Consider the following 5,025-nt stretch of genomic DNA (forward strand, 5'->3'; position numbering starts at 1 on the left):
CTCGATCTTGCGGCTGGAGACCACCCCGGTGGCGTAGCCGTAGATCAGCAGGCTCAGTAGCACCGCCGGGTGATGTGCCTTGGAACCCCGCCCCATGTAACGCCGGGTCAACGTCGAGAGGTCCAGTTGTTCGACAACATCGACAACGAACCGCGCCAGGTGACCATCGGGCAACCACTCGTCTACCGAAGGCGGCAGCAGGTAATCGGTCTGGCGATCCACAGGGATGAAGCGGCTCATGGCGATCTTCTCAGCTCGGCGATGACGGTGGTCAGTATCTCACGGTGCAACGGAAAGACCGACAGGCTGCTAGAGAGCGCCACCCCACATTTCTTCACCAGGCAGCTCTCACTATGATGCGCGAAAACCAGCGCATGGTGACCGAAAAAATTGAGGCCAGCATAAAAGCTGGCCTCGTAATGCAAAAAGCGTTTTTCAGCGCGATGAGTGGTCAGTACGCCCCCTGGTGGATTACCAGCCAGAAAGCGATGAAACCCTACCATCTACGCAGTAGCGCCAACTCACGACGCTTCTCCCGCTAACGGCGGTAGGTTACTCGTTATCGTCGTTGCTCTGCTCGTCTTCACCGCTTTCAATCGCATCTTCAGCGCTACCAGTACCACCTGTGCCACCTTCGGTATTCTCACTTTCGGCATTCGTACTGATGCTCTCCGTCTCAGCGCTGCTGCCCTCGGTGTCAGAGCCAGTGTTCTTTGCCTCAGTGCTGCTATCGACTTCGGCCGTGTCAGCGTTCTCTTCAGCACTAGACGCTTCCGAAGCCGATATATCAGAGGAAGGCTGCTCATCGCGCTGAACAGAACCTGCCTTAATACCGTACTTCTCTTCTAGCGCCGCATCATCCAGTGCTTGGTGCTGCTCGCTATCGGCGTTGGCCTCAGGTTCTGCCAACACGCTAGCCGAAGAGGCCATCAGCGCGGTACCAAATACAAATGAGAGTAACCAGGGGTTGAATCGCATATACATCTCCATTTTGTAGTTATTGCGGCGTCGCCTAACCACTATAGCTCTTCTCCTAGCGATTAACATAGATTGCCTTAAAAACCGGGTAGTTAACTTAGTGATGACATGGATAAATGGCACCTAGAGGCGGGCTAACCGTAAAAAATTATAAAACAGTGTTCACAAAGTCCCAAAAATCTCGTTCAATAGCAGTCTAGTCGGCTTAATTAACGCGAGTAGCGCTTGTAACGCTGCAAGGAATTCCCATGCCGCTTCCACTTCTGCTGTTTGATTGTGATGGCACCCTCGTCGATAGCGAACCCCTGCTTGCTGAAGAGATGGCGCGCGGCCTCAATACGGTGGGCCTACCGTTTGCCTCCTCCGATTACCTAGGGGAGTTTCGTGGTGCCCGCTTCCGACGCATTGTGGCAGAACTTCAAACCCGCTACGGTGAAGTAGATGCGGACCGGTTAAACCGCATGGAACAAACCATGCGGGCCAATCTGGCAGACCGGTTAGCCAATGAGTTAACCACCATTCCCGGTGCCCGGGAATCACTTGACGCCCTATCACGCTACCCAAGCGCGGTGGTATCGAACGGGCCAGAAACAAAGATTCGCACCGCACTCAATGCCACAGGGCTTAGCCATTACTTTGCTCACCGGCTATTTAGTGGCTACACCGCTAACTGTTGGAAACCAGAGCCCTGTTTACATCTTCACGCAGCCAGTATCATGGGGTTTGCGGCAAAAGACTGCATAGCGATCGATGACGCCTTAGTTGGCGTTCAAGCAGCTCTGCAAGCGGGCATGACAGTGATTCATTTGAATCGCTTCCCCGATGCCGAAGCAACACCGGAAGGCGCTATTATGATTAGCAACATGTACCAACTGCCTGCCGTTGTTGAACAACTGACCCACGAGCGATGGCAGGCCGCAATGCTTCATCACTCAACAGAGAAATAGTATGGCTTCATTACGTGATCAGCTAGGTGGCCTTGTTTACTCCACTGAGCATGGCAAAACTTGCCCCGACTGCCGAGCCCCTATTGATAATTGCTGCTGCGAAGACACCAGCGAGCAAGAGCGTCTTGCCGCATTAGATGGCATTGTGCGCATCCGCCGTGAAACCAGCGGGCGTAAAGGAAAAGGCGTGACGACTATCAGCGGTCTCCCACTGGCCCACGCAGAGCTTAAGACGCTGGCCAAAACGCTTAAACAGCGCTGTGGTACGGGTGGTGCAGTTAAAGAGGGCGTGGTTGAAATTCAAGGCGATCATCGCGAAACACTTCGCGATGCCTTAACCTCAATGGGTTATCAGGTAAAATTAGCTGGCGGTTGATGCATCGCCATATAACACGATGCTCGACCTTAAGCTCATGGCTAAAGGGCAAGTTACGACAATGGTTTGGTTGGAATACCTACTACCGCTCATCTTCTTGTTCCCCATGGCAGCCATGGGCGGCATTGTATTAGCCTTGCGTAGTCTTCATGATGCCCGCGTACACTCACCCTTTGATGCACCGCTGCGCGAACCTGGTCAGGCCCTTCGTCATAGGCTCGACCAAGCCTTTTCTAGCCTGTTCCTAAATGGCACCCTGGGGCCATTAGTCACGTTAGCGCCGCTAGTATATGGCATGGGCCGCATGCTGTTTGTCGATAAACAAGACTGGGTAGAGTGGGCGCTTTACGGCTTGCTAAGTACCATTTTGGTGCTGGCGTTTTCGCTGCTGCTAATACGTGACTACCAGCGCATTCGACGCTTAAAGCTGGGGCTTGCCTGCGAGTTGGCGGTGGGGCAGGAGCTGGAGCGCCTAGTACGGCCTGAGGCACACCCTTATTACGTTTTTCATGACGTTCCTACTGATAGTTTCACCATTGACCATGTGGTCGTGACCCCCCATGGCGTTTTTGTTGTGGAAACACGGGCTAGAATGCTGGCCATCGGCACCGATGGTAAAGAGCTTAACTGCGTGGCGGTTGAACGTGAGCGTTTGCGGTTCCCCCACTGGCAGGAACGGCGGCCGCTGCATAAAACGCGGCAAGGCGTTAACTGGCTCAGCCAGTGGTTAGAGCGCCGCTGTGGTGTACCGGTGCCGGTCAAAGGGGTACTGGTGCTACCGGGGTGGGAAATTGATACCAGCGAGGCTTCACCGGATATCCTGGTGGTCAGTGGCGAGCAGCTTGCCAAACAGCTCACTGACATCACTCCAGGGCAGATGAGCGATGCCATTCACGATAAGGTCATCCACATTCTGCTGGAACGAGCACGGCTGATGGAGCTCAAGCATCTCCGCCAGCCGTCCGTTTAATGGATGGCTTAGTCGCCGCGTAAGCGGCCGCCCATCTCTTGAGCAAGATCGACTGCATAGTGGTCGGTCATCCCACCAATGAAGTCCAGCATTCGCCGGTAACTGTCATAGAGTGTCCATGAGGGTAGCGGTGTATTCTCACCAATTAACGCCAGCACCCGCTGGTGCTTGAAAGAGCTTTGCCCGGTGTGGTGCAGCTCATGGGCCGCACCGATAAACGCTTCTAACAGGATACCCAGCGTGGTGTAAGCACCAATCTCCAGCTTCGCCTTGCGCTCATTCTGGAAAATACGCTCACGAGCCAGCTGCTTGGCGGACTGCACACCCCAACCTAAATCCGGGTGACACAGCTCTAACAAGTCTTCGCTGAGGGTACCGCTGAGTAGCGCCTGCTCATGCTGTACAAATACTGCCCCCACATCGTTTACGGCCCGCTCCATAGCAGCGCCTCTGAGTAGGGCGATACGGCGGCGTTGCGAGACATTTTTACGCTGCATCTCGGCATACTCCGGTGGGAACTCTCCGGCAATTTGACGCAGAATCTCAACCACTTCCTCGTAGCGAAGAATGCCCATCTCCAGACCGTCTTCCAGGTCTAGCAAGGCGTAGCAAATATCATCTGCCGCTTCGACAAGCCAAGCCAATGGGTGGCGACACCAGCGCTGCTCCCCTTGGGGAAGTAGCCCAACCGCATCTGCGACCTCTTTTAACAGCGCCTGCTCTGACTGGTAGCAGCCAAACTTACCCGCCCGGCCGCTATAGCGTACCGTCCATGGGTATTTCAGCAGCGTGCCGAGCGTAGCCGCCGATAAGCGCATGCCGCCGTTAAACTGGTTGTACTCAATCTGGGTAATCACGCGAAAGCCCTGAGCGTTGCCTTCATAGGTCAGCAGGTCTTCGCGCTCTGCCTCTGATAGGCCCTCCAGCAGGCCACTTCCCTGGGCACGGCGAAACCAGTCGCGTATCGCGTACTCACCGGCGTGACCAAAGGGCGGGTTACCGATGTCATGACCCAGACACGCCGTTTGCACAATAACGCCCAAATCAGCGGGGGTAATCCAGTCAGGGAGGCGGTCACGGAGCAGCTCGCCCACAATCATTCCAAGAGAGCGGCCGACACAGCCAACTTCAAGGGAGTGGGTTAAACGTGTGTGAATATGGTCGTTTTCAGTCAGAGGGTGCACTTGGGTTTTACGCCCCAAGCGTCGGAAAGAGCCGGAAAAGACAATGCGATCATGATCTTTATGAAAGGGGCTACGCCCAATTTCCCGGGTGCTATCTGTTCGTTTATCGTGAAGGCGTCGAGGGGAAAGTAACTGATCCCATTGCATTTGTGTCATAGCGCTCCTCCTTGGAGTTCACATTCTGACATAAAAACACGGACATAAAACGACACATAGAAAAACAAAAAACCCAGCCGATGGGCTGGGTTTTTTGCGGTATAAGTGCCTGACGATGACCTACTCTCGCATGGGGAGACCCCACACTACCATCGGCGCTAAGCGGTTTCACTGCTGAGTTCGGCATGGGATCAGGTGGTTCACGCTCGCTATGGTCGTCAGGCGTAACGGGTAATGCATATCATGCTGGGCGTCATTGACGTGTTGTGTGATCGTCTCTTGTCAGCAAGCGCCTTGGCTTGCTGCTGCGTATCCGGTTTTCGTTATCACTGCGACCAGACCCCTTGGGTGTTATAGGGTCAAGCCTCACGGGCCATTAGTACACGTTAGCTCAACGCCTTGCAGCGCTTCCAC

The 5,025-nt window shown here is 54.6% G+C and carries 7 protein-coding genes and 1 rRNA gene; 4 read left to right on the top strand and 4 right to left on the bottom strand.

All coding sequences use genetic code 11. From position 1 onward, the window contains the following. The coding region (locus BMY49_RS16725) for a transposase (RefSeq protein WP_371827837.1) at positions 1–240 on the bottom strand (240 nt) is incomplete at its 3' end. Between the two features lie 113 nt (positions 241–353). On the opposite strand from BMY49_RS16725, the gene BMY49_RS16730 reads away from it, so the two are divergent. Beyond that, positions 354–542, top strand: a complete 189-nt coding sequence (locus tag BMY49_RS16730; RefSeq protein ID WP_232068195.1) for a hypothetical protein — start codon at positions 354–356, stop codon at positions 540–542. Between the two features lie 10 nt (positions 543–552). On the opposite strand, the gene BMY49_RS16735 is transcribed toward BMY49_RS16730, so the two are convergent. Continuing rightward, the gene (locus BMY49_RS16735; protein WP_089676107.1) at positions 553–978 is read right to left on the bottom strand and encodes a hypothetical protein; all 426 of its coding nucleotides are present in this window, start codon (positions 976–978) and stop codon (positions 553–555) included. Positions 979–1,226: 248 nt separating this feature from the next. On the opposite strand from BMY49_RS16735, the gene BMY49_RS16740 reads away from it, so the two are divergent. The 3 genes from BMY49_RS16740 (at position 1,227) to BMY49_RS16750 (ending at position 3,271) form a co-directional block, all read left to right on the top strand. Further along, entirely contained in the window at positions 1,227–1,925 is a 699-nt protein-coding gene (locus tag BMY49_RS16740; RefSeq protein WP_044630427.1) for an HAD family hydrolase, read from the top strand. Position 1,926: 1 nt separating this feature from the next. Next, complete coding sequence (locus BMY49_RS16745; RefSeq protein ID WP_054641448.1) at positions 1,927–2,301, top strand: translation initiation factor Sui1; 375 nt, start codon at positions 1,927–1,929, stop codon at positions 2,299–2,301. Positions 2,302–2,362: 61 nt separating this feature from the next. Further along, positions 2,363–3,271 (top strand): nuclease-related domain-containing protein, encoded by a 909-nt coding sequence (locus BMY49_RS16750; RefSeq protein WP_089676108.1) that lies wholly within the window; start codon positions 2,363–2,365, stop codon positions 3,269–3,271. Between the two features lie 8 nt (positions 3,272–3,279). On the opposite strand, the gene BMY49_RS16755 is transcribed toward BMY49_RS16750, so the two are convergent. Both BMY49_RS16755 and rrf read right to left on the bottom strand, forming a co-directional pair. Further along, on the bottom strand, positions 3,280–4,611 hold the full coding sequence (locus BMY49_RS16755; RefSeq protein WP_062363374.1) for a deoxyguanosinetriphosphate triphosphohydrolase: 1,332 nt from the start codon (positions 4,609–4,611) through the stop codon (positions 3,280–3,282). Positions 4,612–4,718: 107 nt separating this feature from the next. Next, a 5S ribosomal RNA gene (gene rrf / locus BMY49_RS16760) occupies positions 4,719–4,834 on the bottom strand. Between the last annotated feature and the right edge of the window lie 191 nt (positions 4,835–5,025).

It is taken from the genome of Vreelandella aquamarina, assembly GCF_900110265.1.
Lineage (GTDB): Bacteria > Pseudomonadota > Gammaproteobacteria > Pseudomonadales > Halomonadaceae > Vreelandella > Vreelandella aquamarina.